Origin of the sequence: Solimonas flava DSM 18980 (genome assembly GCF_000426685.1) — a bacterium.
Classification (GTDB): domain Bacteria; phylum Pseudomonadota; class Gammaproteobacteria; order Nevskiales; family Nevskiaceae; genus Solimonas; species Solimonas flava.
In genome coordinates this window covers 391,407-418,047 of record NZ_AUFV01000001.1, presented here as the reverse complement: position 1 = coordinate 418,047, position 26,641 = coordinate 391,407, and the positions used below count along the sequence as shown (strand labels likewise).

The following is a 26,641-nucleotide window of genomic DNA, read 5'->3' as shown; positions in this document are numbered from 1 at the left end:
CCGCCGCGCCTTCCATCGGTGTGGATTCGAACAGACGTGTGCCCCGGCCGCTGCCGATGATGGCCCGGAATCCGAAAGACGGCGTCCGCCAGGGCGCAGGCGAGAAAAGCTCATGACCGGCATGGACGGCAGCAGGATGCAGGACGAGGGATGGGACGAAGGCGAGGGCGCCGCACCCGACGGCATCGCGATCGTCGGCATGGCCGGCCGCTTTCCGGGCGCCGACGGCGTCGAGACCTTCTGGCGCAATCTCGTCGATGGTGTCGAATCGATCGCCCGGTTCCGTCTCGACGAGCTTGACGACCGCTTCGGCGAAGCCGTGCATCGCGCGCCGAATTTCGTCGCCGCGCACGCGGTGCTGGAACACGTCGAGCAGTTCGACGCCGACTTCTTCGGCATGTACGCGCGCGAGGCGGAGCTGACCGATCCGCAGCACCGCGTGTTCCTCGAATGCGCCTGGGAGGCGCTGGAGGACGGCGGCTGCGATCCGGCGCGCCACGACGGACCGATCGGCGTGTTCGCCGGCTGCAGCATGAACACCTATTTCCTCCACCACGTCTGCCGCGACCGGCAGGCGCTGGAGGAATTCACCAGCAACTTCCAGCTCGGCTGCTATCCGACGCTGGTCGGCGCCGGCCGCGAATTTCTCGCCACGCGCGTGTCGTACAAGCTCGACCTGCGCGGCCCGAGCTTCACCGTGCAGAGCGCCTGCTCGACCTCGCTGCTGGCGATCGCCCAGGCCTGCCAGAGCCTGCAGCTCTATCAATGCGACGCGGCGCTCGCCGGCGGCGTGTCGATCACCTTTCCGCAACACCGCGGCTACCTGCACCAGGAAGGCGGCATGGCCTCGGCCGACGGCCACTGCCGCGCGTTCGACGCCGATGCCAGCGGCACCGTGTTCGGCAGCGGCGCCGGCGTCGTGCTGCTCAAGCGGCTCGCCGACGCGCTCGCCGACGGCGACCGCATCTACGGCGTGATCCGCGGCTGCGGCATCAACAACGATGGCGCCGGCAAGATCGGCTTCACGGCGCCGAGCGTCGACGGCCAGGCCGGGGCGATCGCGATGGCGCTGGCCGCCGCCGACGTGCCGGCGCACTCGATCGGCTACGTCGAGTGCCACGGCACGGCGACGCCGCTCGGCGATCCGATCGAGATCGCCGCGCTGAGCAAGGTTTACGGCGCCGAGACCGACGCGCGCCAGTTCTGCGCGGTCGGCTCGGTGAAGAGCAACATCGGCCATCTCGACGCCGCCGCCGGCGTCACCGGCCTGATCAAGGCGGCGCTGAGTCTGCATCACGGCCAGCTGCCGCCGACGCTGCACTACCGGCAGCCGAACCCGCAGATCGACTTCGCGCAGTCGCCGTTCTTCGTCAACGCCGAGCTGCGCGACTGGCGGCGCGGCGACACCCCGCGCCGCGCCGCGGTCAGCTCGCTCGGCGTCGGCGGCACCAACGTGCACGTGGTGCTCGAAGAAGCGCCGCATGACGGTGACTGGCGTACGCCGCAGGCGTCGGCGCTGCCGCAGCTGCTGCCGCTGTCGGCGCGCAGCGACGCCGCGCTGGCCGCGGCGCGCGAGCGGCTCGCCGCGCACCTGCAGCGCCACGGCGATGCGCTCGACGACGTCGCCTGGTCGCTGCAGACCGGCCGCCGCCGCTTCGAAAAGCGCGCCTTCGTGGTCGCCGACGACCGCAGCGAAGCGATCGCGCGGCTGGCCGAGGCGGCGCCGGCGAGCAGCGCCGACGCGCAGCCGGCGCCGACCGTGGTCTTCATGTTTCCGGGCCAGGGCGCGCAGTACCCGCAGATGGCGCGCGCGCTGTACGAGAAGCTGCCGGTGTTCGCGGCCGAGATCGACCGCTGCGCGACGCTGCTCGAACCGCAGCTCGGCTACGACCTGCGCGAGCTGCTGTACCCGACGCAGGATACGGCCGAGGCGGCCGCGCGCCTGCGCGCGACGGTCGCCGCGCAGCCGGCGCTGTTCGCGGTCGAGTACGCGCTGGCGCGGCTGTGGATCAGCTGGGGCATCCGCCCCGACGCGATGATCGGTCACAGTCTCGGCGAATTCGTCGCCGCGACGCTCGCCGGCGTGCTCACGCTCGAAGACGCGCTGAGCATCGTCGCCACGCGCGCGCGGCTGATGCAGGCGCTGCCGGGCGGGGCGATGCTGGCGGTGCGTCTGGCCGAGGACGAGCTGCGCGCGCTGCTGCCGCCCGAGCTGAGCATCGCCGCCGTCAACGGTCCGAACCTGTGCGTGGTGTCCGGCGCCGGCGACGCGGTCGCCGCGTTCGAGATCGCACTCGAAGCGCGTGGCGTCGTCAGCCGCCGCCTGCATACCTCGCACGCCTTCCATTCGCCGGCGATCGACCCGATCGTCGCGCCGCTGCGCGAGACGATCGCGGCGCGTCCGCTCGGCACGCCGGCGACGCGCTACATCTCCTGCGTCAGCGGCGACTGGGCGCAGCCGCACGAGGCGGCGTCGCCGGACTACTGGGCGCGCCATGCGCGCGAGCCGGTGCGCTTCGCCGACGGCGTCGCCACGCTGCTCGACCTGCCGGGACCGGTGCTGCTGCTCGAAGTCGGCCCCGGCCACACGCTGTCGACGCTGGCCTTGCAGGCGGCGCGCGGCAAGCTGCGCACGCTGCACTCGCTGCCGGAAGCCGATGGCGCCGGCGGCGACCTGCGCCAGCTGGCCGTCACGCTCGGCGAGCTGTGGGCCGCCGGCTGCGATCCCGACTGGGCCGCCGTGCACGGCCAGCGCCGCCGCCGCGTCGCGCTGCCGGGCTATCCGTTCCAGCGCCGCCGCTACTGGATCGACGCGCCGGCCGCCGCCGGCGCAGCGGCCGGCGCCGCAAGCGAATCCACTCCCGAATCCGCTCCTGAATCCGATCACGCCGCGACCGCGGCACCTGAGTCCGCCATGACCCACGAACCCCTGATCCGCCAGCTGACGAGCCTGCTCGAAGACCTTTCGGGGCAAGGCCTCGACGGCTACGCCGCCGACGCGTCCTTCCTCGAAATGGGCTTCGACTCGCTGTTCCTGACGCAGGTCGCGCAGCGCGTGCAGAGCCAGTTCGGCGTGCGCGTGACCTTCCGCCAGCTGCTCAACGAGCATCCGTCGCGGGCGGCGCTGGCCGCGCTGCTGGCGCCGCATCTGCCGAGCGCCGGCGCCGCGCCGGCCGCTGCGGCGCCGGCGGCACCGGCCGCAGCCGCCAGCCCGCTGCCGGACAGCGCTCGGCTGTCGAGCGGCGAGATCGAGTCCGTGTTCCGCGACCAGCTCAAGGCCATGTCGGCGCTGATCGACCGCCAGCTCGAGGCGCTGCGCGAGCAGCGGCCGGCCGGTGCGCCGCCGTCGCCACGGGCCGCGCCGGCCGCGCCGGCCGCGGCGACGGCGGCGCCGGCCGCAACGGTCGCCGGCGACGACGCCAGCGCGCCGGTGACCGAGACCGGCGGTTCCCGTTTCCAGGTCTACGCGCCGGCCAGGCGCCAGGCCGGCGGCGCGATCAGCGACGCGCAGCGCCGCCATCTCGACGAGCTGGTCGCGCGCTGCACCGCGCGCGCCGCCGGCTCCAAGGCCAGCACCCAGCAGTTCCGCCCGGTGCTGGCCGATCCGCGCGCCGCGTCCGGCTTCCGCTCCGAATGGAAAGAGCTGGTCTATCCGCTGGTCTGCACGCGGGCCGCCGGCTCGAAGGTCTGGGATGCCGACGGCAACGTCTACATCGACCTCGTCAACGGCTACGGCCAGACGTTCTTCGGGCACGCGCCGGATTTCGTCGTCGACGCGGTCAAGGCGCAGCTCGACAAGGGTTTCGCGATCGGTCCGCAGGCCGAGCTCGCCGGCCCGGTCGCGGCGCTGTTCGCCGAGCTGACCGGCAACGAGCGCGTGACCTTCTGCAACACCGGCTCGGAGGCGGTGATGGCGGCGATGCGCATCGCCCGCGCCGTCACCGGCCGAGAGCGCGTCGTGATCTTCGGCGGCGACTACCACGGCCAGTTCGACGAAGTGCTGGTCAAGGGCGTGCGCCGCGCCGGCGGCGAGCCGCGGCCGATGCCGGTCGCCAGCGGCATTCCGGCCGCGGCGGTGTCGAACATGGTCGTGCTCGAATACGGCAGCGACGAGTCGCTGCAGTGGATCCGCAACCACGCCAGCGAACTGGCGGCGGTGATCGTCGAGCCGGTGCAGAGCCGCCATCCGGCGCTGCAGCCCTACGAGTTCCTGCGCGAGCTGCGCCGCATCACCGAGGCCTCGGGCACCGCGTTCGTGATGGATGAGGTCGTCACCGGCTTTCGCGCGCACCCGGCCGGCGTACAGGGCCTGATCGGCATCCGCGCCGACCTGGCGACCTACGGCAAGGTCGTCGGCGGCGGCCTGCCGATCGGCATCCTCGCCGGCAAGGCGCGCTTCATGGACGCGCTCGACGGCGGCGCCTGGCGCTACGGCGACGACTCCTTCCCGGAGACCGGCGTGACCTTCTTCGCCGGCACCTTCGTGCGGCATCCGCTGGCGCTGGCCGCCGCCGCCGCGGTACTGGAGCGCATCCGCGCCGAAGGTCCGCAGCTGCAGGAGGCGCTCGGCGCGCGCACCGCGGGCCTGGTCGGCGAACTGCGCGGCCTGTTTGCGCGCTACGGCGTCGAGGCGACGATCGAGCAGTTCAGCAGCTTCTTCTACTTCAGCGTCCACGGCCAGCATCCGCTGGCGCCGCTGCTGTATCACCATCTGCGCCTGCGCGGCGTGCTGCTGCAGGACGGCTTCCCGTGCTTCCTGACCACGGCGCACAGCGACGACGATCTGCGCCAGGTCGTCGAGGCTTTCCGCGACAGCCTGGCGGCGATGGCCGAGGTCGGCATCTTCACGCCGCCGCCGCAGCCCGACGACGGCGACACGCTGCCGCTGACCGAGAGCCAGATGGAAATCTGGCTCGCCGCGCAGCTCGGCGACGAGGCCTCCTGCGCGTTCAACGAGTCGGTCACCGTGCGCCTCGACGGCGCGCTCGACGGCGCCGCGCTGCAGCGCGCGCTCGACACGCTGATGGCGCGGCACGACGCGCTGCGCCTGCGCTTCGCACCGACCGGCGAGTCGCAGTGCGTGGCGCCGGCGGGGCCGATGAGCTGTCCGCTGGTCGATCTTGCCGGCGGCCATCCCGAACGCGCCGAAGCGCGGCTCGCAGCGTTGATCGCCAGCGATGCGGCGACGCCGTTCGATCTCGTCGACGGGCCGGTGATCCGCGCCCAGCTGGTGCGCCTGGCGCCGCAGTCGCATGCGCTGCTGCTGAGCGCGCACCACATCATCTGCGACGGCTGGTCGATCAACGTGCTGGTCGACGAGCTGCACACGCTGTACGCGGCCGCGCGCGACGGTCGCGACGCCGGCCTGGCGCCGGCGCCGCAGTTCGCCGACTACGCGCGCCGCGAGCGCCGTCGCGAAGCGGCCGCGCTGGCCGCGACCGAGGCCTACTGGCAGGCCTGCTTCACGCCGCCGCCGGCGGTGCTGGAGCTGCCGACCGACCGGCCGCGTCCGGCGCTGCGCCGCTACGAGGGCGCGACGCAGACCCGGCATCTGGACGCCGCGTTCGCGGCCGCCGTGAAGAAGGCCGGCGCCCGCCACGGCAGCACGCTGTTCGCGACGCTGCTGGCGGCCTTCGAGCTGCTGGTCGGCCGGCTCGGCGGCAGCCGCGACGTGGTCGTCGGCGTGCCGACGGCGGGGCAGTCGATGGTCGGCGAGGACGCACTGGTCGGACACTGCGTGAATTTCCTGCCGCTGCGCGTGCGCTGGAACGAGAAGACCACGGTCGCCGAACTGCTGGCCAGCGTGTCGCGCACCGTGCTCGACGCCTACGAGCATCAGGACTACACGCTCGGCACGCTGGTGCGCCGTCTCGCGCCGGGGCGTCAGGCCAACCGCCTGCCGCTGACCGAGGTGCAGTTCAACCTCGAACGGCTGGCCGGCACGCTGCAGGCCGACGGCCTGACGATGAACACCGCGCCGAACCCGAAGGCCTACGTCAATTTCGATCTGTTCCTCAACGTCATCGAATCGCCGCAGGGCCTGCGCCTGGACTGCGACTACAACCGCGAGCTGTACGACGCTTCGACGATCGCGCGCTGGCTCGACAGTTACGCGGCACTGCTCGAAGGTTTCGTCGCCGGCGGCGAGCAGGCGGTCGCCGCGCTCGACTGGCTGCCGTCGCAGGCGCGCCGCGAACTGCTCGACGCGCAGCAGGCGAGCGCAGCGCCATACGCGCAGGCACTGTGCGTCCATCAGCTGATCGAAGCGCAGGCGCAGCGCCGTCCGCAGGCGCTGGCGGTGCGCAGCGGCGCGATCGAGTGCAGCTACGCGGAACTCGACGCGCTCGCCAACCGCATCGCGCACTACCTGCACACCACGCTCGACGGCGAACGCGGCCTGGTCGCCGTCGCCGCGCAACGCTCGATCGTCCTGCCGGCCTTGCTGCTCGGGGTCTGGAAGGCCGGCTGCGCCTACGTGCCGCTCGATCTCTCTTATCCGCCGGCGCGCCTGCGCCAGATCCTCGACGAGGCCGGCGTGCTGCTGCTGCTGACCGATACGCGCGATGCGCTCGACGGTCTCGTTGACGACGTGCCGACGATCGACCTCGTGCAGGCCGCCGAGGCGATCGCCGCCTGTCCGGCGCAGGCCCCGGCGCTGACCGCCGAAGCCGGCGATCTCGCCTACGTGATCTACACCTCCGGCTCGACCGGCACGCCCAAGGGCGTCGAAATCACGCATCGCTCGGTCGTCAACTTCCTGACGTCGATGGCGCGGCTGCCGGGCCTGAACGAGGACGACCGTCTGTTCGCGACGACCACGATCGCGTTCGACATCGCCGCGCTGGAGCTGTTCCTGCCGCTCAGCGTCGGTGCCTGCACGATCGTCGCCGACGCCGACGATCTCGCCGACGGCTTCCGGATGCTGGCGCGGCTGCGTGCGACGCAGGCCAATGTCATGCAGGCGACGCCGTCGGGCTGGCGCCTGCTGCTCGAGGCCGGCTTCGAATCCGCGCCCGGCTTTCACATGCTCTGCGGCGGCGAGCCGCTGACGCGCGAGCTTGCCGACCGCCTGCTCGCCGGCGGCGGCCGGCTGTGGAACCTGTACGGACCGACCGAAACGACGATCTGGTCCTCGTGCACCGAAGTCTTCGCCGACGGGGCGCCGATCAGCGTCGGCAAGCCGATCGCCAACACGCAGTTCTACATTCTCGACGCCAACGGCCAGGCGCTGCCGGCCGGCGTGCCGGGCGAGCTGTGCATCGGCGGCGACGGCGTCGCGCGCGGCTATCACCGCCGTCCGGAACTGACGGCCGAGCGCTTCATCGCCAATCCGTTCGGCGAAGGGCGCCTGTATCGCACCGGCGATCTCGCGCAACGTCTCGCCGACGGCGACACGCTGGTGTTCGGCCGCCTCGACCAGCAGGTCAAGCTGCGCGGCTTTCGTATCGAGCTGGGCGAGATCGAGACCGCGCTGGCGCGCCAGCCGGGCGTCGCCGCGGCGGCGGTCGCGCTGCGCGATGACGACGGCGCGCCGGCGCTGGTTGCGTTCTACGTGGCGGCCGCCGGCGCCGATCCGGAGCCGGCGGCGCTGCGCGAGACGCTGGCGGCGCAGCTGCCCGGCTACATGGTGCCGGCGCACTGGCAGCGCGTCGACGCGCTGCCGCTGACGCCGAACGGCAAGCTCGACCGCCAGCGCCTCGCCGCCATGCCGCTCGGCGGCATGGCCGGGGCGCCGGCGGCCGCGCCGCGGGCACCCGACACGGCGACCGAGACGCGCCTGCTCGCGATCTGGCACGAAGTGCTCGGCCGCGACGCGATCGGTGTCGACACCGATCTGCTGTCGCTCGGTGCCGATTCGATCCGGCTGTTCCAGATCGTCGCGCGGGCGCGGCGCCAGGGCTTCGCCGTCGGCGCCCGCGACCTGCTGCGGCTGCGCACGGTCGCCAGGGTCGCCGCGCAGCTCGACGCGCAGGCGCAGGCGCGGCAGATCGCCGGCGCAGCGGAAACCGCCGATGCGTGAGCGCCGGCCGCCGCCGACCGCTCGCCGGCGCGTCGCCCCGCGGCGGCAGGCAGCGGCGCGATGATCGTCGACCGCCAGACGCGGCGCCTCGCCCTGATCCGCCTGTTCCGCGACATCGGCGGCGCGCAGCCCGAGCCGCTCGGCGAGGAAGCCCTCGAACGCGAATGGCGGCAGACCGGGCTGCGCGCCAGCGACCTGCCGCTGGTGCTGCAGGAAATGGTCGACGACGGCCTGCTCGAGCGCGAGCGCCACGGCGGCATCGTCGAATACCGCCTCAGCTTCGACGGCGCGACGCTGTGCGTGCGCACCTGGCAGCCGAGCCTGCTGGCCAGCACCCTGCGCGCCTGGCGGCGCTGGCGTACGCGGCCGGCGCACGAACGTCGCGCGCGAGCCGCGACCCCCGGCGCCGCCGGCGTGCGCGGCGACCGCCGCGCGCGCTGAGCGGTCCGGCAGCAGAAGTCCCGGACGCATGCACCGCCGCCGGGCCGGCGGCGCGGGCCGTCCTGCGGCGCGCCGGAGCGCGCATCTGCCATGGCGAGGGAACGCCAGGGCGCGCCCGAACCGGTGCGACGTGCGCCGCGCAGTCAGCCGGCGTCGTGCGCCGCCCTGCGGCATCGCGGGCACGTCGCGGCCCGCCCGCTCGCCGGCACCGGGCACGGCCCGCGTCCGCTGCGGCGCAGCGGCTCATCCTGGCCATCCGCGACGCGGCTGCACGCCGCCGCGATGGCGCGACGCTCCAGCGCCAGTGTGCGGTCGTGCGGGCAGGGCCGGTCAACGCGAATCGCGTCGTTGTGGCCGCGTCCGTTTTGCCGCAGCGCAAGGAACGAGGAGCGTGATGGACTGGATGTGCGGGAGCGACGAGGCCGTTCGCGAAGCGAACGGCCCGCGATGCGGCAGGCACCGATGAATGGGGGCCAGTCCCTTCGGGACACCGCCTGGCGAGCCGCCATGCGGCGTTGCGGTCCGCGTCTTGGCCCTCACCCAGGTGCGCGGCCCGCGCCTTCCCCCTGGACGGGGACGCAGGGCCTGGCGGCGCGCCAGACGGCACCACAACGACGCCATTCGCGCCAACAGGCCTAGCGCGCGGCCGGGCCGCGGGCGCGGGTCTTCGCCGCCGCCAGCGCCGCACGCCGCTGCCGTTCGCGCAGCGCCGGATCGGCGTGGCCGGCGGCCGTCGTGCCGCCGCGGATCCATTGCGCCTGCTGGCGAATCCGGGTGTGGCGGAACAGGTCGACGAGCGCGGCGTCGGGCTTGAGCCCGGCGCGGAGCGCGGCATGCAGTTCGAGCAGCTGCAGCGAGCTGCCGCCGAGATCGAAGAAGTTGTCGTCGAGCCCGAGCTGCGGACGCTGCAGCACGCGGCGCCAGAGACCCAGCAGCGCCGCCTCGACTTCGTCGCCCGGCCGCGCCGCGGCGGCAGGCGCCGGTGTCGGCGGCGCCAGCGCCAGCAGCGCGCGGCGGTCGATCTTGCCGGTCGGCGTCAGCGGCAGCGCGTCGAGGCGCGTCAGCAGTGCCGGCTGCATGTAGTCCGGCAGCTGCGCGCGCAGCGCGGCGCGCAGCGCCTGCGGTTCGGCGGCGCCGCCGCTGACGTAGGCTTCGAGACGCTTCTGCGCGGGGCCGAGTTCGCGGGCGACGACAGCCGCATCCGAGACCAGGCCGGTGCGGCGCAGCGCCGCCTCGATGTCGTCGAGCTCGACGCGCTTGCCGTTGATCTTGACCTGGCGGTCGGCGCGGCCGAGGAATTCGTAGACGCCGTCCTCGCGCAGGCGCACGCGGTCGCCGCTGCGGTACAGCGTGCCGGGCCCGAACGGGTTGGCGATGAAGCGCTCGGCGTTGAGATCGGCACGGTTCAGATAGCCGAGCGCGACGCCGGCGCCGCCGGCGTAGAGCTCGCCGGGCTCGCCCGGCGGCACCGGCCGGCCATCCTCGTCGAGCACGTGCACGGTCGTCTGCGCGATCGGCCGGCCGATCGGCAGCGGGCCGTCGGCGAAATCACGCGGCACGCGGTAGCAGCAGGTGAAGGTGGTGTTCTCGGTCGGGCCGTAGCCGTTGATCAGCGTGCAGGCCGGTGCCGCATCGAGCGCGCGGCGCACGTGCGCGGGCGACAGCACGTCGCCGCCGGCGAGCAGCTGGCGCAGCGGCCGCAGCGCGTGCGGATGGTGCTCGACCATCAGGTGGAAGACGCCGGCGGTGAGCCACAGCGTGCTGACGCGATGATGCAGGATCGTCATCGCCAGCTCGTCGAGCGAGGCGGCGGCCGGATCGGCGATCGCCAGCGACGCGCCGTTGAGCAGCGCGCCCCAGATCTCGAAGGTCGAGGCGTCGAAGGCGAGCGGCGACCATTGCAGGAAGACCTGATCGCGCGAGAAGTCGGCGTAGTCGGTCTCGCGCACCAGGCGCACGATGCCGCGATGCGGCACGACGACGCCCTTGGGCGTGCCGGTCGAGCCCGAGGTGTACATCACGTAGGCCGGATCGTCGACGCCGATGGCGACGTCGGCCGGCGCTGCCGCCGGGGCGTCGATCGACGCCAGCCGCAAGGGCTCGCCGGTCCAGAACGCGAGCCGCTCCGAGGCGGCATCGACCAGCATCAGCGCCGGCCGCGCGTCGGCGTGGATGCGTTGCAGCAGCGCCGGCGGATAGCCGACATCGAACGGCAGGTAGGCGGCGCCGCAGCGCAGCACGCCGAGCAGCGCGGCGATGGCGTCGGCCGAGCGCTGCACGCAGAGGCCGACGATCGCGCCGCGGCCGATGCCGCGCGCCTGCAGCGCGGCGGCGATCGCCGCCGCGCGCGCATCGAGTTCGGCGTAGCTCATCGGCCGTTCGGCGTGCAGCGCGATCGCCGCCGGGTTCTCGCGCACGCGGTCGCGGAACACCGAGATCACGTCGCGACGCAGGGCTTCGGGCAGCGGGGTTTTCATGTCGTCATCTCCAGGGGCGCGGTGGCCACTGCCGGCGCGCGCGCGCCGCGCGTTTCGCGCCAGCTCAGCAGCAGCACGCCGGCGAGGCTGGTGCATTCGCCGATCAGCACGCCGGCGACCGCGCCCGGCGCGCCGTAATGCGGCACGGCGGCGACGATCGCGCCGATCGCGGCGAGCGCCGACACGCCGGTCAGCAGCGTCAGCGCGCGCAGGCGCTGGCGGGCGACCAGCAGGTACAGCAGCGGATCGCGCGCCGCGGCGACCACGACGGCGGCCGTCCACAGCGCGAGCAGCGTGTCGCGCTGCGCGAAGGACTTGCGCAGCACGACCGCGTACAGCCAGTCGCGGCACTGCCAGAGCAGCGCGCAATAGGCGAGCGCGAGCAGGCCGATCACCGCGGCGATCAGGCCGAGCCGCTGCAGCACCGCGCGCGGCGACTGACGCTGCAGCCAGACCGCGGTCACCGGCAGCAGCGCCGAGCCGATGCCGGTGCTGAGCAGGTTCACCGGCATCAGCACCAGACGCGTGCCGGCGATCGCGGCGACGGCGCCGACGTCGAGCAGGCCGGCGACCAGATAGTTGTAGCCCTGGCCGAAGGTCCAGTGGATCGCCGCGCCGGCCGCCGACCACAGGCCGAGCGGCGCCAGCGCGCGCAGCACGCCGTGCGTCGCCTGCGGCGCCGTGCCTTCGAGGCGACGCAGGGCGCGGGCGTGCAGCTGGCTCGACAGCAGTGCCGCCAGTGCGACGGCGAGAGCGGCGCCGGTCGCCGCCTCCGGCAGGCGGCAGGCGAGCGCGACGCCGGCGACCAGCAGCAGCGCGTACAGCGCATCGCCGGCGAGCAGCGGCCACGGATGGCGATGCGCCTGCAGCAGGAAGCGGTAGTGGCCGCGGCGCAGCGACAGCGCGCCGGCGAGCAGGCCGGCGAGCGTCACCGGCAGCAGCGTCGCCATCGTCGCCGAAGCGCCGGACGCCAGCGCCAGCAGCGCCGCGAACGGCAGCGCGAGCGCGGCGATCAGCCGCCGCTGCTCGCGCCAGGCGCCGGCGGCCAGCGCGTTGCGCGCCGCGCGCGACAGCTCGGCGAGACGCTGCACCAGCGGCGGGCCGATGTAGGCGCCCTGCAGCGCGGCGAGCAGCAGGATCGCGGTACTGACCAGGACGTAGCGGCCGTACTGCTGCTCGTGCGCGTAGCGCAGCAGCAGGATGCCGACGACGAGGTTCGCCGCCGACAGCAGCGCCTGGCCGACGACGGCGCTGCCGAGCAGATGCAGCAGGCGCTGCAGGCCGGATGCGGGCGCCGTCATGGATGTCTCGACGTCGGCACCCACTCGCGCAAACCGCGCGTCGCCAGCACGCGCAGCTTCCAGAGCAGGAACAGCGGCACGCGCGCCAGGTCCAGCGCGCCGCGCCAGCCGATGTCGCTGAGCGCCCAGCCGCGCAGCACGTAGACGACCAGCGCGGCGACGCAGGCCAGCGCCGCGGCGAGCGCCGGCCACAGCGCCGGCACCGCCAGCGTCGCGCCGCCGGCGAGGGCGAGGAACAGCAGCACGTGCAGGCACAGATACGACAGCGGCGGCACCAGCAGGTCGCAGAGCAGATCGAAGGCGATGCGCTCGCGCCGGCGCAGCCAGGCGCCGAGCAGGCGCGGCGTGAAGGTGCGCACCAGCGCGAAGCGGCCCTGTTCCCAGCGCTGCCGCTGGCGCAGCGCGACCTGCCCGCTGGACGTCATCTCGGCGTCGGCGCGCGCCTCGTGCGCGTAATGCACGCGGCGGCCGGCCAGGCCGAGCACCAGCCCGTATTCGAGATCCTCGGTCAGCGAGAACGCCGCGAACGGCACCGCGCGCAGCAGCGCGTGCGTCACGCACCAGCCGTTGCCGCGCAGGCCGCAGGACAGCGCCAGGCGCTCGCGGGCGCGCGAGCGCAGGACGTGGAACGAGCCGTGCGCGATCTCGATCAGCCGCGTGCGCCACGAAGCCAGCGGATTGAGTACGCCGTAGTGCGCCTGCAGCGCCTCGGCGCCGCCGTTCTCGATGCGCGCGGCGAAGGCTTCGAGCAGGTTCGGCGAGACTTCCGAATCGGCATCGACGACAACCACGGCGTCGGCCCAGCCCTGCGCGGCGCTTGCGGCGAACGCATGGGCGAGCGCGTAGCCCTTGCCGCGGCGCGAGGGCTCGTGGCGCTCGAACACGGTCGCGCCGGCGGCACGCGCCAGCGCCGCGGTCGCGTCGCTGCAGTTGTCGGCGATCACCACGCGGCGGAAACCGTCGGCCGGCCAGTCGAGGCGCGCCAGGCTTTGCAGCGTGCGCGCGATCACCGCCGCCTCGTTGTGCGCCGGCACGATGACGTCGAAGCGCAGGCGCCGCGACGAACGCGGCGGCGCCGGCAGCCGCGCCGACAGCAGCGTCAGGCCGAGCAGGTAGGCGCAGGCGACGACGGCAGGGACGCCGAGCGCGATCGACAGCAGCATCAGCAGCGCATCCATCAGGCGTACTCGCGGTAGTGCCAGCCCCAGAACAGCGACAGCTTGCCGAGGTTGGCGGAGGCGGCGACCAGCCAGCGCGCGGCGCGATGGCGGCCGAGCGGGGCCGTCGCCAGCACCAGCAGCGCGGCGAGCAGCAGCTGCGCGCCGGCGCGCACGGCGAGCTGCATGCGGCGCTGCAGCGTCGGCGGTCCGTAGCGGCCGGCCAGCGTGTGGCGGGCGTAGTCCTGGCCGCCGCGCAGGGCGCGGCGCAGCAGCCAGCGCAGCGACAGGCGGCTGTCGTCGACCGGTTCCTGCACGCCGGCCTCGTCGCACCAGACCAGACGCACATCGAGCAGCGCCAGGCGTGCCAGCAGATCGCCGTCCTCGCCGCCGGTCAGGCCGTAGGCCGGATCGAAAGGGCCCGGCACGCTGCGCAGCGCCGCGGCCGAGAGCAGCGCGTTGCCGAGGCGCAGGCGGTTCGGCGGCACCACGCTGCCGCTGCGCAGCCGCGCCCAGTCGTAGAAGCGGCCGCGGCGAATCCAGTCCGGCGCATGCGCCGGCAGCACCGGCAGCACCGGCCCGAGCACGCCGTCGGCGCAGTAGCGGTCGGCGGCCTCGGCCAGACGCGCCAGCCAGTCGTGCGGGGCGCGCTCGTCGTCGTCGACCAGCGCCAGCCAGTCGCCGTCGGCGAGCGCGATGCTGAGATTGCGCGTCAGCGCGATGTTCTTCTCGGGCTGCGTCGCGTACAGCACGGCGATGTCCGGCGCGGCGCGGCGCGCCGCCTCGACGATGCCGCGCGCGCTCTGCGCGGCGTCGTTGTCGACGACCACGATCTGCGCCGGCGGCAGCGCCTGCGCGGCGAGATCCTGCAGCAGCAGGGCGAGCTTCTGCGGCCGCCGATAGGTGGCGATGCAGACGCTGATGCGCGGCACGGCGGCGCTCATCGGCCGTGCTCGATGCGCTGCGCGGCGCGCAGCACGGTGGCCAGCTCGCTGCGCGCGCGGAACAGGTTCCACGCCAGCAGCGCGGCGCCGGTCGCCGAGACGAACGGCCGCCAGCCTTCGGTGATCGCCAGCATCGCCGCCAGCAGCGCGAAGAACACCAGGCGCAACAGGTGGAACGGCACCTCGGGCCAGTTCGAGCGGCCGTTGCGGTAGACGACGTAAGGCATCCAGCGCGCCAGCACGTGCGCGGCGAGCGCGACCATGCCGACGATCGTCACCGGCACCAGCGCGACGAAGGCGATGCTGCGCGCCAGCTGCAGGCCCGGGTACAGCCAGACGCGCGAGTTCTTGTCGACGCGGTTGTAGAACGCGAACCACAGATGGGTGGCGAGCAGCGTCGCCGCCCAGGCGAGGCCGTCGCGCGGCAGCGGCGCCGCCGGCCAGCGCAGCAGGAAGATGCCGGCGGCGCCGGCGCCCGCCGCCCACAGCCACGGCAGCAGGCGCGGCGTCGCCACCGGCGCGCGATGGAAAGCCTCGGACAGCTTCGGCTCGCGCTCGTAGCGCGCGGCGACGCGGTCGTTGTCGACGTAGCCCATCTCGTAGACCGCCCAGAACGACACCAGCAGCGCGCCGAGGCCGAGCACGTGCAGCAGCGGCGCCGCCGCCAGCGCCAGCGAGGCCAGCAGCCAGAACGCGAAATCCTCCTGCAGGATGCCGCGCAGGATGTAGCGCTCGCCGGGCCGCTTGACCTGGGTGAGGTACTGGCCCGGCAGGTAGACACGGCCGAGCGCGGCGCGGAACTCGGCGCCCGGCCAGACGGTGCGCAGCGGCCGCGCGCAGGCGTCGAGCAGCGGTGCGTCGTCGTGCGAGTCGGTCAGCACCAGACTGCGGCGCACGGCCTCGTCGCCGAGCGCGGCGGTGACGCGCGGCAGCTTGCCGTCGCGGCGGTCCTCGAAGCGGTGCAGCGAGCTGGCGAGCACGCGCCCGGCGTCGAAGCCGAGCGCCTCGGCCAGCGGCCGTACGATCGGTTCGAAGCCGGCGGTGACGATCCAGGCTTCGCGGCAGTGCAGGTGCACCGTCTCGAGCAGCGGCGCGTTGCCGTGCGCGAGCGCCAGCGCCGCCACGCGGCGCCGCCACAGCGAACCGGTCCACGGCATCAGCGTCAACAGCAGGCGCACGCGCCAGACGTCGCGCGTCGCCTCGCCGCCGCTCCAGCGCCACGGCTGCAGCAGGTCGAGCAGGCGCAGCAGCAGCAGCGCCAGCAGCCCGGGCCGGGCGCTGTCGAGGAAGTCCTCGGTCGAATTGCGCAGATACAGGGTTTCGTCGAGATCAAGCAGTACCGGACCCTGGTGCAGGCGCAGCGCGGCGAGCGCTTCGGCCGACGACGCGTCGTAGCCGTGCGACAGGGTTTCCAGGTTCACGATCGCGGGACGCCGAACACTCATTTGCCCGACTCCAGGAAGGCCGGCACACGGGCCGCGCGGGCCGGCGCGCGACGCTCCAGCTGGCGGCGCAGGCGCGCGCACGGGCGTTCGACCCAGCGCCGCATCGGTTCGGCGACGGCGAGCGACAGCGCCAGCGTCAGCGGCAGCACGGCGTACCACGGCAGCGACGGCCAGTGCTTGAGCAGCGCCAGATCGATGACCTGATGCGAAAGGTAGAGGGTGTAGGAGACGGTGCCGAGATAGACCGGCAGCGGCGCATTGAGCCAGCGCAGGCGGCGGCCGTAGGCGACCGCGAGCCACAGCAGGCCGGCGACGGCGAGGCTCTGCACGCTGTAGCGCAGCGTCACCCGGAACAACGGGTCGCGCCACAGCAGGCTGGCGACGAGCAGCGCGACGCAGGCCAGCGCCAGCGCCAGATCGCGGCGCGTCCGCAGCGGCGGCGGATCGAGGTACGGATTGTTGAGGAAGGCGAGCGCGCAGCCGCCGAGGATCGCGTCGATGCGCGTGTCGGTCGCCATCGTCAGATAGGCTTCGGACGCGCCGGCGCGGACCAGGATCAGGCGCCAGACGAGCACCAGCGCGCAGGCCGACAGCAGTGCGAGACCGGCGCCGCGCGGCGTGCGGCGACGCATCAGCAGCAGCGCCAGCGGCGGATAGAACAGGTAGTAGTGCTCTTCGACGGCGAGCGACCAGACCACGCCGATGCCGGCCGGCACGCCGTCGAAGTCGGTCGCGATCATGTGGTAGTTGCCGTAGTAGAACAGCACCGCCAGCAGGCCGTCGCGCGAGAAGCCGCCGGCGATCAGGCCGAACGCGGCGGCGAGGCCGGCGACCCCGACCACGATCAGCAACGGCGGCCCGAGACGCAGGAAGCGGCGCAGGTAGAAGGCGCGGAAGTCGAGCGTGCCGGTGCGGCGCTGTTCGAGGCGCATCAGCGTGGTGATGAGATAGCCGCTGAGCACGAAGAAGATCGTTACGCCGAGGCCGCCGGGCACGATGTGTTCGAGGCCGGCGTGCGCGGCCATCACCATCATCACGGCGATCGCGCGGATGCCGTCGAGCGAGGCGATCTGCTCGCCGCGCGCGTTCGGCGGCGTGCTCATGGCCGCGCTCCGGGCGCGCGCGCGGCGGTCGCCAGTTCCGGTTCGCCGAAGACCTGGCGCAGGCGCTGTTCGAGCGCGCTGCGCGCCAGCGCCGCCGTCGCCAGCACCATGATCGCGAAGCCGACGCTGAGCGTGCTGAACCAGTGCGATTCCGAGAAGTTGCTGACCGCGTGCTGCAGGAACAGCGCGAGGAACAGCGCCGCCTGCTCGCGCTCGACGCGCAGCAGGCGCAGCGCCTGCACGACATAGCTCGTCAGGTAGCCGAGCAGGCACAGCAGGCCGACGCTGCCGAGATCGTTGACGACGTCGAGATAGCCGTTGTGGCCCGAGCCCGGATAGAAGTACAGGCGCGGCACGAAGGCGTACGACGGCGACATCGGCGTCGGCCCGATCCAGTAGGCGCCGTAGCCGCTGCCGAGCAGCGGATGCCGGTGCACCTGCTCGCCGACGATCTGCCAGATCTCGCTGCGGCCGGTGAAGCTGAGGTCCTTGCCGGTCAGCGCCGCGACCGGACTCAGCAGCCATTCGAGCCCCGGCAGCAGACGCAGCACGGCCAGCGCGTAGACGACCAGCAGCAGCGAGAACGCGGCGATGAGCCACGGCATGTACGGCCGCAGCGCCAGCGGCGAGCGCATCAGCATCAGCAGCAGCGGCACCGTGAACAGCACCGTCAGCAGCGAGGTCGAGCTCTTCGACATCAGCAGGCACAACGCGCAGGCGGCGAGGCCGAGCAGCATCGGCAGGCGCCGCGTCGCGCGCGTCAGCGCGGCGTGCGCCCACAGCAGCACGCCGGTGCCGGCGAGCATGCCGAGCGTGTTCTTGTGGCTGGTCAGGCCGCGCCAGGAGCCGGCGATGCCGGCTTCGACCTCGTGGTGCACGCCGAGGTCCGGACGCAGCAGCGCGAACGCGATCGAACCGAACATGACCAGCGTGATCAGCGGCCTCAGCAGATCCTGGAAACGGCGTCCGTCCCAGGCCACCAGCGTGTAGGCGACGGCGACCGCGAGGAAGGTGGCGACGCGTACCAGGCGCCGCACGGTGAAGGCCGGTGCGATCGACCACAGCACGCTGGCCGCGGCCAGTACCGCGAACAGCAGCAGGAAGCGGTTGAGCTGGCTCAGCAGCAGCCAGGCCAGGCCGGCGCGCCACAGGATCACGATCGCCGACACGCCGAGCAGACCCATCCACAGCAGACGGCTGCCGGCGCTGCCCGAACTCGGCGCGGTCCCGAGCAGGGAGGCGTAATCGAAGCCGTCCGGCACGATCAGCAGGACCAGGAAGGTCCAGACCAGCGCCGACATCAGCAGCCGGTGGCGATCGTCGCGGACCCAGCGCGCCGCGCTCAGGCGCGACACCGCGGGCGCCGCGCCCGCCGTGGCGGCGGGCGCGCCGGCGAGCGGCAGGACGGAGTCGGTGGACATGGCGCGGCCTTACCCGTTCAGAAGTGGTTGATCACCGCGCCGAGCACGCGCGCCTGCGTCGCCGCCAGGCGCTTGAGCAGTTCGCGCGCGTCGTGATACGGCGTGTGCTGCGCGCGCGACAGCGTCAGCACCTGGCCGACGATGGTGCTGACGGCGAGTGCATCGCTGAAGTCGCGCACCGGCGGCGTATCGAACAGCACGAAGCCGTAGTTCGAGCGCCAGCCGTCGACGAGCGCGGCGAAGCGGTCGTCGGCCAGCAGTTCGAGCGGGTTCTGCGGCGTGCGGCCGGCGCTGAGCAGCGACAGCGTCGGCAGGCCTTCCACCGCGTGCAGCAGCGGCGGTGCGCCGTCCTGCAGCGTATCGGACAGGCCGACACGGTTGTCGACGCCGAACAGCGCGTGCTGGCGCGGCCGGCGCAGGTCGGCATCGACCAGCAGCGTCTGCCGTCCGGTGCGCGCGAACGCGACCGCCAGCTCGGCGACCAGCTGCGAGCGGCCTTCGCCGTGGCAGGGGCTGAGCAGCGCCACGCACAGCGCTCCGGGACCCTGGCGGCGCAGCAGCAGCTCGGTGCGCAGCGCGCGCACGCGCTCGCTGTGCGCATCGAACGGCTGGTGGGCGATCACCAGGCTGGGATCGGCGCGGCCCGGCGATCCGCGCCGGCCGCTCTCTTCGAGCGCACCGTCGCCGGATTCGGCGGAAAACGGGCTGACCGGACGCGTGTGCAGCAGGACCGGATCGCGTTGCGTGGCCGTCATGAGCGGGCTCCGTGGGCGGAAATCGGGGCGAACTCCATCAGCACCGGAATGCCGTGGTCACGTTCGAGATCGTCGCGGCAGCGCACGCGACGGCGCAGCAGTTCGAGCAGCAGCGGCACGCCGACGCCGAACGTGCCGCCGAGCGCGAGGCCGAGCACCGCGAACTTCAGCGAGCTGGGGCTCGCCGCCCGCAGCGGCTTGATCGCCGCGTTTTCGAGGCTGATGTTGTTGTAGTGGCTCTGCGAGGCGAAGGCGACCTGGTCGTAGCCGTCGAGCGCGCGCTTGTAGACGCTCTGCGCCGACGTCAGCTCCAGTTCCAGGCGCGAGGCCTGGTCCTGCAGATCACGCACCTTCATCGTCTTCTCGCGCTGCGCGTCGACCGCGATCTGCAGCTTTTTCTCGAGCGCGCGGGCGGCGTCGATGTCGGCGCTGGCGCCCTGCGAGTACGAACCGATCTCGGCCGCCAGCGCCTGCCGGGCCTGCGCGATCTGGGCGTCGAGCGCGCGCATGTCCGGATGGCGCGGGCCGAGCGTCGACTGCAGTTCGGCCTTGCGCGTCAGCAAGGTGCTGAGCTGCGTCTTCAGCGACTGCACCAGCGTCGAGCCGAGCACTGCCTGGCCGACCTGCACATTGCCGGCGGCGTGCGCCTCGGCGGCGCGGCGCGCGTTCTGCGCTTCGAGCAGGCGCTGTTCGAGCGCCGCCAGCGCCTCCATCTCGGTGCGGGCGTCGATCAGCGCGTTCTGCTCGCGGAACGCGGTCAGCGCCTGCTGCGCGCTGTCGGCCTTGCCGCGCAGTTCGGCGAGCTGCGCGGCGTAGCGCGTCTCATGCGCCGAGGCCGGTTCGGTCAGGCGCGTGTTCTGATGCGCGACGTAAATCTGCGCGATGGTGTTGGCGACCTCGGCGGCTTCTTCGGGTGAGGTGCCGGCGTAGTGGATATGGATCAGCTGGCTGCCGGCCGGACCCTGCTCGACGCTCAGGCGCTTGAGCACGCGTTCCATCACCCAGGCCGGCAGGTCGGCCGCGGCGCCCTTGAAGCCGGCGCTGTAGGCGCGCTTCTGCGTCAGCTGCAGCTGGTCGATCATCGGCAGCAGCACCGAAGGTCCCTGCAGGATCTCGACCTGGGTCGCGATATAGCCCCCGAGCAGTCCGAGCGGGAACTCCTTGCCGCCGAGCGGATCGTTGACCTCGTAGCGCACCAGCAGCGTCGCGGTCGCGGCGTAGCTGCGCGGCAGCAGCGTCGAGGCGCCGATCACCAGTGCGGCAACCGCCAGGAAGATTGCGATGATGCGGCGCCGGTGCGCGCGCAGCATCGCCAGCAGCTGGGCCAGCGACAGCCCCGGGTGGACGTAGTTCAAAGGCACCAGCGGCGGCAGTGCGACCGCATTGGCGACGTTGAGCGCGGGAAGTTGGCTGTTCATCAGAAAAGACGCTCCTTGACGCGAATGACATCGCCGGGCAGCACGCGGTCGGCCGGCGCGGCGTCGATCCTGGCGAGGTGGCCGTCGGCCGCGCGCCGCGAAATCTCGATGCGACTGCCGCTGCCGCGCACGGTCAGGCCACCGCCGCGCGAGATCGCCTGCAGCACGGTCATGCCCGGTTCGAGGCGGTACATGTTGGCGGCGTTGACCTCGCCGTAGATGTAGAAGCGCTCGGCCGGCGGCACGTAGATCGCGTCGCCGCCGCGCAGGGCGATTTCCATCGGTGCGCTCGCCGCGGCGTTGCCGACGCGCAGCGGCACCGGCACGCGGCTGACGGCGCCGTCGGCGCCGGTACGCATCACGTAGACGACATCGCCGGCGTCCTCGGTGGTGCCGCCGGCCTGGGCCAGCGCATCGAAGACCGTGGTGCGCGATTCGAGCGCCAGACGGCCCGGCGAACGGACCTCGCCGAGCACCGAGATGCGCTGGCTCTGATAGCGGTCGAGCACCAGCGTGACCTGCGGATCGACCAGCAGCTCACGGCTGCGGAAGACGCCGGCGATGTTGCGTGCGGCCTCGGCGGGCGACAGGCCGGCGGCCTTGACGCGGCCGATCATCGGCACGTCGAGCTCGCCGCCGTCGGAGACGTAGAGCGTGGTCGACAGCTCCGGGCGGCCGACGATCTGCAGGCGCACGGCATCGCCCGGTCCGAGCTGCAGCAGCTCGGGCTCGGTGCCGATGGCGGCGAGCAGCTTCGCAGCCGGTGGCGGCGCCGCGGCGGCGACGGGGCGCTCGGCCGGGCCGGCGCAAGCCGCCAGCACGGCGATGGCGACGACGGCAAGGCCTGCGCCGGAATGGCGGCGCATGACGCTGGCGACGCGATGGATGGTCCTCATGGAAAGCTCCGGCGTGATCAGTGACGACGACGGGGCGATTCTTCGAGCCGGGCCGCTCCGCCGTCTGTTCGATTTCGAACAGACGGGCCTGTCCCGCAATTTTAATTTGCGCACCACGAGGACACAGGGGTCTTCCACGGGAGCGGCAGGTGCCGGACAGCGAATGAATGCAGGAGCCACATCACGGGACGACGGCCGCAGCGCCGATCGCTTCCACAGCACCGCGTCGATGCAGCGCTGCTCGCTCGGACAGCGCCGCTTCTGGGCGCTCGACCGGCTGTATGGCGGCGCCAACTCGGCGTGCAACGTCGCCGTGCGCTGGCGCCTCGAAGGGCAGGTCGCGACGGGCGACCTCGAGCAGGCCTTCCGCCTCATCATCGGCCGCCACGAAGTGCTGCGCGCGCGTTTCGTCGAGCGCGACGGCGAACCGCTGCAGCATGTCGAAGCGCAGGCCCCGCTGCGCATCGCCGACATCGACCTGCGCACGCTCGCCGGTCCGGCGGCCGAGGCCGAGCTGCAGCGCCTGTCGCTGCGCGAGGCGCGCATGCCCTTCGATCTGAGCGGGCCGCCGCCGTTCCTGCGCGTGGTGCGCGTGCACCTGGCCGAGAACGTCTCGGTGCTGCTGGTGACGCTGCACCACATCGTCTGCGACGGCTGGTCGATCGGTCTGCTCGCGCACGAGATGGGCGAGTTCTGTGCGGCCCTGCAGGAACGCCGCGTCGCCGAGCTGCCGCCGTTGCGCACCAGTTACGGCGACTACGCCACGGGCCAGTCGCACTGGCTCGGCAGCGCCGAAGCCGCCGAGCACGCCGCCTACTGGGAGCGCCAGCTGCGCGGCATGACGCAGTTCGAGCTGCCGACCGACCGGCCGCGGCCGCCGGTGATGAGCGCCAACGCGCAGATCGTGTCGCGCCTGCTGCCGCGGCCGCTGACCGACGCGCTGGCGGCCTATTCGCGCGAGCAGGGCTGCACGCTGTTCATGACCCTGCTGTCGGCGCTGCTGGTGCTGTTCCAGCGCCATACCGGCGAAACCGACATCGCGCTCGGCACGCAGGTCGCGGTGCGCGACGAACCCGAGCTCGAAGCGCTGATCGGCCTGTTCGTCAACACCCTGATCGTCCGCAACGACCTGTCCGGCGATCCGTCGTTCGAGACGCTGCTGGCGCGCGTCGCCGACACCGTCGTCGACGCCCTCGAACACCAGGCGATGCCGATCGAGCGGATCATCGAGGTGCTGCGTCCGCCGCGCGACCGCAGCCGCAATCCGCTGTTCTCGATCAACTTCGTGATGCAGCGTTCGTTCATCGCCAACCGCCGCTACGGACGCTTCCAGCTGATCGACATGCCCTCGGTCTCGGCCGGCGCGCTGCACGATCTCAATGTCTTCGCGGTCGAACGCCCGGACGGCTGGCGCCTGTCCTGCGACTTCAATACCGATCTGTTCGACGCGGACACCGTCAACGGTCTGCTCGCCCAGCTCGAACACCTGCTCGGCGCGATCGCGACGAACCCGCGACAGGCGATCTCGCGGCTGCCGCTGATCGACGCCGCCGAGCGCCGCCGCCTGACGCTGGACTGGAATCTCACCGAGGTCGAGTTCCCGCTCGAGCGCAACGTCGTCGATCTGTTCGAGACGCGCGTCGCCGAGGCGCCGGATGCGATCGCCGTGGTCTGCGACGGACAGTCACTGCGCTACGCCGAACTCGACGCCGCCGCCAACCGCCTCGCGCATGAGCTGCGCGCGCGCGGCTACGGCGACGGCCGTCGCGTCGGCGTGTTCCTGAAACGCTCGCCGGAACTGATCGTGACGTTGCTGGCGATCCTCAAGGCCGGCAGCGCCTACGTACCGCTCGACACCGGCAATCCGCCGGAGCGCCTGGCCTATATCGGCGGCGATGCCGGGCTCGCCGCCGTGGTCGCGCGCGCCTCGCTGCGCGCGCCGCTGGCGGCGCTCGACGTACCGCTGCTGCTGATCGACGAGGACGCCGCCGTGATCGCCGCGCATCCGGCGCTGTCGCCGCCGCGCGCGACGCGGCCGCTGGATCTCGCGTACATCATCTACACCTCGGGCTCGACCGGTCAGCCGAAAGGCGTAATGGTGCCGCACCGCGCGCTGGCCAACCTGCTGTGGGCGGTGCGCGCGCAGCCGGGCATCACGGCGCAGGACGTGTTCATGTCGGTCAGCTCGGTGGCGTTCGACATCTCGGGCCTGGAAGTGTTCGCGACGCTGTCCTGCGGCGCGCGTCTGGTGCTGGCGACCGAGCGCGACGTCGTCGACGGCGCGGCGCTGCTGGCGCTGCTGCGCGAGCACGGTGCGACTGTGATGTTCGCGACGCCGATCACCTGGCAGTTCCTGCTCGCCGCCGGCTGGGACGGCCGGCCGCGGCTGAAGGCGATGTGCGGCGGCGAGAAGACGCCGCGCGAGCTGGCCGAGCGCATCCTGGCGACCGGCAGCGAGCTGTGGCACGTCTACGGTCCGACCGAGACGACGATCTACGCCTCGGTGCTGCGCATCGAGCCGGAGATGCTGCACCGCTACGCCAGCGTGCCGCTCGGCGGTCCGCTGCCGAACCTGCGCTTCTACGTGCTCGACGCGCACGGCGAGCCGGTGCCGGTGGGCGCACCGGGCGAGCTTTATATCGGCGGCGAGCAGCTCGCACTCGGCTACGTCGGCCGGCCGGAGTTCACGCAGTCGCGCTTCGTGCCGGACCCGTTCGCGGCGGCGCCCGGCGCGCGCATGTACCGCAGCGGCGACATCGTGCGCTGGCGCGGGCGCGAGCGCATGGAATTCATCGGCCGCAGCGATTCGCAGGTCAAGCTGCGCGGCTTCCGCATCGAGCTCGGCGAGATCGAGTCGGTGCTGCTGCGCCATCCGGCGGTCGGCGAAGCCTGCGCGATCGTCGGTCGCGACGGGCACGGCGACGCCGCGCTGTGGGCCTACGTCAGCCTGCGCGATCCCGGCCGCAATGCCGTCGATCTGAGCGACGAGCTGGTTGCCGAAGCGGCGCAGTCGTTGCCGGCGTACATGCGGCCGGCGGCAATCACCATCGTCGACGCGCTGCCGCGCAACCAGAACGGCAAGGTCGACGTGCGCGCATTGCCGCCGCCGGCACTGCGCGAAGGCGAGCACGACGACGGTGGGCCGCCGCAGACGGCGGTCGAGCAGAAGCTGGCCCTGATCTGGGAGGGCCTGCTCGGCAGCCGCGGCATCGGCCGCGGCGCGAACTTCTTCGAACTCGGCGGCCACTCGCTGCTCGCCGCGCGCATGCTGGCGCAGGTCGAGACCGAGTTCGGCGCGCGCCTCACGCTGTCGACGCTGTTCAATGCGCCGACGATTGCGCAGCTGGCACCGCTGGTCGATCTCAGCGGCCAGCGCAATTACGACTTCCGGCCGGTGCTGCGCCTGCGCAGCGACGGCAGCCGCACGCCGCTGATGGCGGTCAACAACACCGGCATCTACTTCCTGCTGTCGCGGCGGCTCGGCGACGCGCAGCCGTTCACCAGCCTGCAGCTGTTCGATCCGGGCAGCGATCCGGCCGCGATGCCGTGCGACTTCGTCGATATCGCCGCCGGCTACGTCGAGCTGATCCGCCGCGAGCAGCCGCACGGACCGTACCGCTTGCTCGGCTGGTGCATCGCCGGCGCGCTCGCGTTCGAGATCGGCTGCCAGTTGCAGGCGGCCGGCGAGCGCGTCGAGCAGGTCGTCATCATCGACGGCTACGTGCCGGGCTACGTGCGGCGCATGTCCTGGCTGCGCCGGACGCTGGCCGAAACTTCGCACCGCCTGCAGCTGATCGGACTCGATCTGGCCGATCTCTGGCACGGGCGCCAGTCGTGGCGCAGCTTCATCGCCAATCGCGGTTTCGCCAAGCGCCTGCAGTCGCTGTGGTCGGACCATGCCGACCACGACCTGCTGTCGCGCCGCCGGCAGTCGCCGGAGGATTACGATCGCTGGCTGCTCGAGCATTTGCGCGTCGCCGCGACCGGCTACGAGCCGGGCCGCTTCAAGGGCCGCATCCAGCTGTTCCGCTCGCGGCGCCAGCCGGGTGGGCGCTTCCTCGATCACGGCATGGGCTGGGGCGCGTTCGCCAGCGACGGCGTCGAGGTCGCGGTGATCGACGGCGACCACTTCACGATGTTCCAGGACCCGGGCGCGCGGCAGATGGCAGCGCATATCGACGTTCCGGCCACGACGCCGACGTGACGCAGGACACGGCCGGCGAGGGCGGTGCGCCATCCGGCACGGTGCCGGAGCCGGATGCCGTCGCCGCCGTCGATGACGGGGTTCGCGATTCGGCGCTGTTCGCCGGACTGTTCGACGGCCTGGTCGCCGCCGCCGAGTGCCGGACGCCCGGCGATCCGGCCTGGCTGCTGCCGATGGAGCGCGCCGCGCTCGGCACCGTCAGCAGCAAGCGCCTGCATGAGTTTGCTGCCGGCCGCGCCTGCGCGCGCCATGCGCTGCGCCGTCTCGGCGTGGCGCCGCGCGAGCTGCCGGCGCAGGCCGACCGCCGGCCGCGCTGGCCGAGCGGGTTCGCCGGCAGCATCAGCCATACCGACGGCCTGTGCGCGGCCGTGGTTGCGCCGGAGCGGCTGCTGCGTTCGCTCGGCATCGACCTCGAAGTCATCGCCGACGTTTCGCCGGTCGTCTGGCCGGAGCTGCTCACGGCGGAGGAGCTGCGCCAGCTCGCGCGGCAGCCGCTCGCGCAGCGCCAGCGGCTCGCGGCGCTGACCTTCAGCGCCAAGGAAGCGTTCTACAAGTGCCAGTACGCGCTGACCCGGCAATGGCTCGAATTTCACGACGTGGTCGTCGAGATCGAGACCGCGGCGATGGCGGCCGGCGGCTTCCGTGTCGTGCCGCGCAACGGCGCCGCCGCGGCCGCGCCGGGTCTCGTCTGGCAGGGCCGTTACTGCTACGCGGGGCGCTGGGTCGCGACCGCCGTCACCGCGCCGGCCGGCGCCCTGCCATGAGGCGCCGCCGCCCGGCTGTTCGCCAGCGCACGGATGGCGGTCAAGCGACGTTCATCGCTGTCCCCCTAAGGTAGCTCCCGCCGGCCTCGGAGCGCGCCGTGACCGCCAGGTCTTCGCCGCTCCCGAGTGACCGCGCATGCAGGGCCCCGTTCGCGGCGCCCTTTCAATCGCATGAACAGACACGGCCGTCCGGTCGGCGCACGCGTGCGTGCGTCGCCGCGTCGCCACGGGAGCTTCTGCATGAAACCGCCATCACCGCCCGCCGCGACGGTGCCCGCGACGTCGCCGATCGGCC

At 72.8% G+C, this 26,641-nt stretch carries 14 protein-coding genes; 4 read left to right on the top strand and 10 right to left on the bottom strand.

The window, feature by feature from the left end; all coding sequences use genetic code 11:
• Positions 1 to 112 precede the first annotated feature (112 nt).
• On the top strand, positions 113 to 8,020 hold the full coding sequence (locus K343_RS20505; protein ID WP_211226137.1) for a hybrid non-ribosomal peptide synthetase/type I polyketide synthase: 7,908 nt from the start codon (positions 113 to 115) through the stop codon (positions 8,018 to 8,020).
• Between the two features lie 60 nt (positions 8,021 to 8,080).
• The gene (locus tag K343_RS23120) at positions 8,081 to 8,461 is read left to right on the top strand and encodes a hypothetical protein (RefSeq protein WP_051277840.1); all 381 of its coding nucleotides are present in this window, start codon (positions 8,081 to 8,083) and stop codon (positions 8,459 to 8,461) included.
• Positions 8,462 to 9,096: 635 nt separating this feature from the next.
• On the opposite strand, the gene K343_RS20500 is transcribed toward K343_RS23120, so the two are convergent.
• The 10 genes from K343_RS20500 to K343_RS20480 are packed head-to-tail and all read right to left on the bottom strand — an operon-like array spanning position 9,097 to position 21,378.
• The gene (locus tag K343_RS20500; RefSeq protein ID WP_051277839.1) at positions 9,097 to 10,938 is read right to left on the bottom strand and encodes a non-ribosomal peptide synthetase; all 1,842 of its coding nucleotides are present in this window, start codon (positions 10,936 to 10,938) and stop codon (positions 9,097 to 9,099) included.
• Positions 10,935 to 12,239, bottom strand: coding sequence for a polysaccharide biosynthesis protein (locus K343_RS20495; protein ID WP_051277838.1), 1,305 nt, complete (start codon positions 12,237 to 12,239; stop codon positions 10,935 to 10,937). Before K343_RS20495 ends, K343_RS20500 begins: the two co-directional genes overlap by 4 nt.
• Positions 12,236 to 13,417 (bottom strand): glycosyltransferase family 2 protein, encoded by a 1,182-nt coding sequence (locus K343_RS0101785; RefSeq protein ID WP_028006603.1) that lies wholly within the window; start codon positions 13,415 to 13,417, stop codon positions 12,236 to 12,238. The genes K343_RS20495 and K343_RS0101785 overlap by 4 nt, the downstream gene beginning before the upstream one ends.
• Complete coding sequence (locus K343_RS0101780; protein WP_028006602.1) at positions 13,417 to 14,340, bottom strand: glycosyltransferase family 2 protein; 924 nt, start codon at positions 14,338 to 14,340, stop codon at positions 13,417 to 13,419. Before K343_RS0101780 ends, K343_RS0101785 begins: the two co-directional genes overlap by 1 nt.
• Positions 14,337 to 15,785, bottom strand: a complete 1,449-nt coding sequence (locus K343_RS0101775) for an HAD family hydrolase (protein WP_028006601.1) — start codon at positions 15,783 to 15,785, stop codon at positions 14,337 to 14,339. Before K343_RS0101775 ends, K343_RS0101780 begins: the two co-directional genes overlap by 4 nt.
• Entirely contained in the window at positions 15,782 to 16,888 is a 1,107-nt protein-coding gene (locus tag K343_RS20490; protein WP_051277837.1) for an acyltransferase family protein, read from the bottom strand. Before K343_RS20490 ends, K343_RS0101775 begins: the two co-directional genes overlap by 4 nt.
• Positions 16,885 to 18,309, bottom strand: coding sequence for an O-antigen ligase family protein (locus tag K343_RS0101765; RefSeq protein ID WP_028006600.1), 1,425 nt, complete (start codon positions 18,307 to 18,309; stop codon positions 16,885 to 16,887). Before K343_RS0101765 ends, K343_RS20490 begins: the two co-directional genes overlap by 4 nt.
• Positions 18,310 to 18,326: 17 nt before the next feature.
• Positions 18,327 to 19,064 (bottom strand): CpsD/CapB family tyrosine-protein kinase, encoded by a 738-nt coding sequence (locus tag K343_RS20485; protein ID WP_051277836.1) that lies wholly within the window; start codon positions 19,062 to 19,064, stop codon positions 18,327 to 18,329.
• Complete coding sequence (locus tag K343_RS0101755) at positions 19,061 to 20,482, bottom strand: GumC family protein (RefSeq protein ID WP_028006599.1); 1,422 nt, start codon at positions 20,480 to 20,482, stop codon at positions 19,061 to 19,063. Before K343_RS0101755 ends, K343_RS20485 begins: the two co-directional genes overlap by 4 nt.
• A complete protein-coding gene (locus K343_RS20480; protein WP_084615596.1) occupies positions 20,482 to 21,378 on the bottom strand; it encodes an SLBB domain-containing protein in 897 nt (298 codons plus the stop codon). Before K343_RS20480 ends, K343_RS0101755 begins: the two co-directional genes overlap by 1 nt.
• 163 nt (positions 21,379 to 21,541) lie before the next feature.
• On the opposite strand from K343_RS20480, the gene K343_RS20475 reads away from it, so the two are divergent.
• Together K343_RS20475 and K343_RS23115 are read left to right on the top strand one after the other, a co-directional pair.
• Positions 21,542 to 25,582, top strand: a complete 4,041-nt coding sequence (locus K343_RS20475) for a non-ribosomal peptide synthetase (RefSeq protein ID WP_161628847.1) — start codon at positions 21,542 to 21,544, stop codon at positions 25,580 to 25,582.
• Positions 25,579 to 26,346 carry a 4'-phosphopantetheinyl transferase family protein gene (locus K343_RS23115; protein ID WP_051277833.1) on the top strand — a complete coding sequence of 256 codons (768 nt, stop codon included), beginning with the start codon at positions 25,579 to 25,581 and terminating at the stop codon, positions 26,344 to 26,346. The genes K343_RS20475 and K343_RS23115 overlap by 4 nt, the downstream gene beginning before the upstream one ends.
• Positions 26,347 to 26,641: the final 295 nt, after the last annotated feature.